Below are 2,226 nucleotides of genomic sequence, written 5' to 3'. Positions count from 1 at the left end.
CCTTTTCTGAGTGCGGAGGGTTATCTAATATGCAGCTACCTAAATCGCGGCGCCGTCAAAAACTTCGGGAAAAGAAATGCCAGTACCCCGGATGCGGCAAGATCTTTTTCGGCATCCATATTTCCAAATATTGTCCCGAACACCGCCAGGACAGATATCGTATAAGAAAGCGGACAAAGCCTGAGGATGTAAATATTAAAAATCAGACTTTCAAGCATAACTACACAGAGGTAGTTACCCTTGTCATGAACTGCGCTCTGGAGGGCTGTGATCACCAGTTTGAGGTTAAAATTTACCCCCGGCAGTATATATATCCAAAATATTGCCCTGAGCATCGAAACGAGTATAAGCGAATCCGCCATCTTCAACTGATCGGCAGAGAGGATCTGATCGAGCAGATGAAAAAGGAAAGTGAGAGTTTTGAAATTGAGCATTCTGGCAAGGAAGATGATGTAGAAGTCGGGGTGATGGAGGATGTAGCTTAAGGAAGAAAGAAAGAGGGATTCAACGGCTTTCAACAGAAATCAGGGAGACTGATTTCTGCTGAAAGTTTTTTTTAACATGTGTCAGTTTCTGCCAATCTGAAAACATAAGTTAAAAACTTTCAGAGCTCATTTCCGCACAGAATTGCCTTGGTTTTACCTGCCTCAAATCCTATTTTTGGGTAAATATCTTCATCGTTTTTGCAGGTGTTAAATGAGTTCGTCTGATCAGGCAATACAAGAAGTAAGTGGAAGTGTACAGAGGTTTTTTGATACTGCTTTCACCGGAATAGAAGTTTCAGGACCGGATCTCAACTCTTCAGAAATCCAGAAATGTCCCCTGATGCTTGTGAGTACACATCGCAGCCATGTGGATTATTTCCTTGTGGGGCACATTTTTTTCGGGAAAGGGTTTAGGGGGTTGAGGTTTGCCGCTGGTGACAACCTGACAAACCTTCCATACCTGGGCCCCCGGTTCCGGAAATGGGGCGCATTTCCGGTATCGCGTGATACCGGGTTTGAACGTAATTATGTTCGTAATCTCTGCAAGAGTGTAAAATCGATGCTTGAAGGGGGGCAAGCGGTGATTCTCTTTCCGGAAGGAGGGAGAAGTTATTCGGGTGCAACTCTTGATGTGAAATACGGGATTCTGGGAGCATCGGTGCTTTTGCAGGCGGAGAAACCGCAGAATGATGTTTACCTGCTGCCTATGGCAATTTCCTATGAATATCCTCCGGACTTGCCGTATTTCAGGATGCTCTTGAAGGGGAAGCAACTTCGAAAACGCTCTAACCCTCTTTACAAAAGAGTATGGGGAAATCTCATGTATTTCGGTGCAGATATTCTTGCCTATGTACCGGTTGTTTCGTCCAGGTATACCGGAAAAAAGTACGGAAAAATCTTCCTCGATTATGAAGAACCTGTTACTGTACGTGAAATAGTTGATGTTGCGGCCGGGAGGCTGGAGAATGCCCGTGATGAGTTCTCATCACACAGGGCATCGATGCAGAAAGTGAGTGAGTTCATACAGAATAAATTCCTCAATCTTTACAGAATCTTACCCGCTCATCTGGTCTCTTTTGTTCTGAAGGAGGGGAAGAGTTCTACTCCGGAACAGATATCAGAACAGATTCCCATGCTGCTGGAGAAGCTCTCTGCTGCTTGTCGTAATCTGAAGCAGGTCTGGGGAGAAGAGCCCCGGAGGATTGTTGAAACAGGAATGCAGCAGCTTTTAAGGCTTAAGGCAATCAGCTTGGAAAAAGACAATGTGATTATAAATAAACCGGAGATCGTGGATTACTATGCCGCATCGATCAGAATGTGAGGTGACTTTTGTTGTTTGAAAGCTATCTTGTTCTGCCCACTGTAGTTGAGCTGAAGGCTGATGAAAAGGTGGAAGCACTCCGGGAAATCTCCCTTACTCTGTGTAAAGCTCTCGATGTGCGTAAGCAGAAGACGATTGTAGATGAAATTCTCAAGCGGGAGGAATCGGCCTCCACTTTTATCGGTCAGGGACTTGCCCTTCCTCAGGCCAGAGTGCAGATAAAAGATGAGTTTGCGATTATTGTCGGACGCAGTCTGGCCGGGATAAATTACGATGCGGCACGGGGCGCACTGGCGCACATTATTGTTCTTCTGGTGGCCAGAGATGACGCTGACAACAACAAACAGATCCAGATCCTCTCGGAACTTGCTGCTTTTTTCAAAACCGATTTTGTACGGGACCAGATACTTTCTTTCGAGG

The 2,226-nt window shown here is 45.5% G+C and carries 3 protein-coding genes; all 3 read left to right on the top strand.

Annotated features, from left to right (window positions below):
* The first annotated feature begins 29 nt into the window (after positions 1-29).
* Entirely contained in the window at positions 30-485 is a 456-nt protein-coding gene (locus tag GX089_17570) for a hypothetical protein (protein NLP04306.1), read from the top strand.
* A 211-nt stretch (positions 486-696) separates the two neighbouring features.
* The gene (locus tag GX089_17565) at positions 697-1,806 is read left to right on the top strand and encodes a hypothetical protein (GenBank protein NLP04305.1); all 1,110 of its coding nucleotides are present in this window, start codon (positions 697-699) and stop codon (positions 1,804-1,806) included.
* Positions 1,807-1,817: 11 nt separating this feature from the next.
* On the top strand, positions 1,818-2,226 hold a 409-nt coding region (locus GX089_17560; protein NLP04304.1), incomplete at its 3' end, for a PTS transporter subunit EIIA.

This window comes from Fibrobacter sp. (genome assembly GCA_012523595.1).
Lineage (GTDB): Bacteria > Fibrobacterota > Chitinivibrionia > Chitinivibrionales > Chitinispirillaceae > JAAYIG01.
This window is presented reverse-complemented; position numbering and strand designations above follow the sequence as displayed.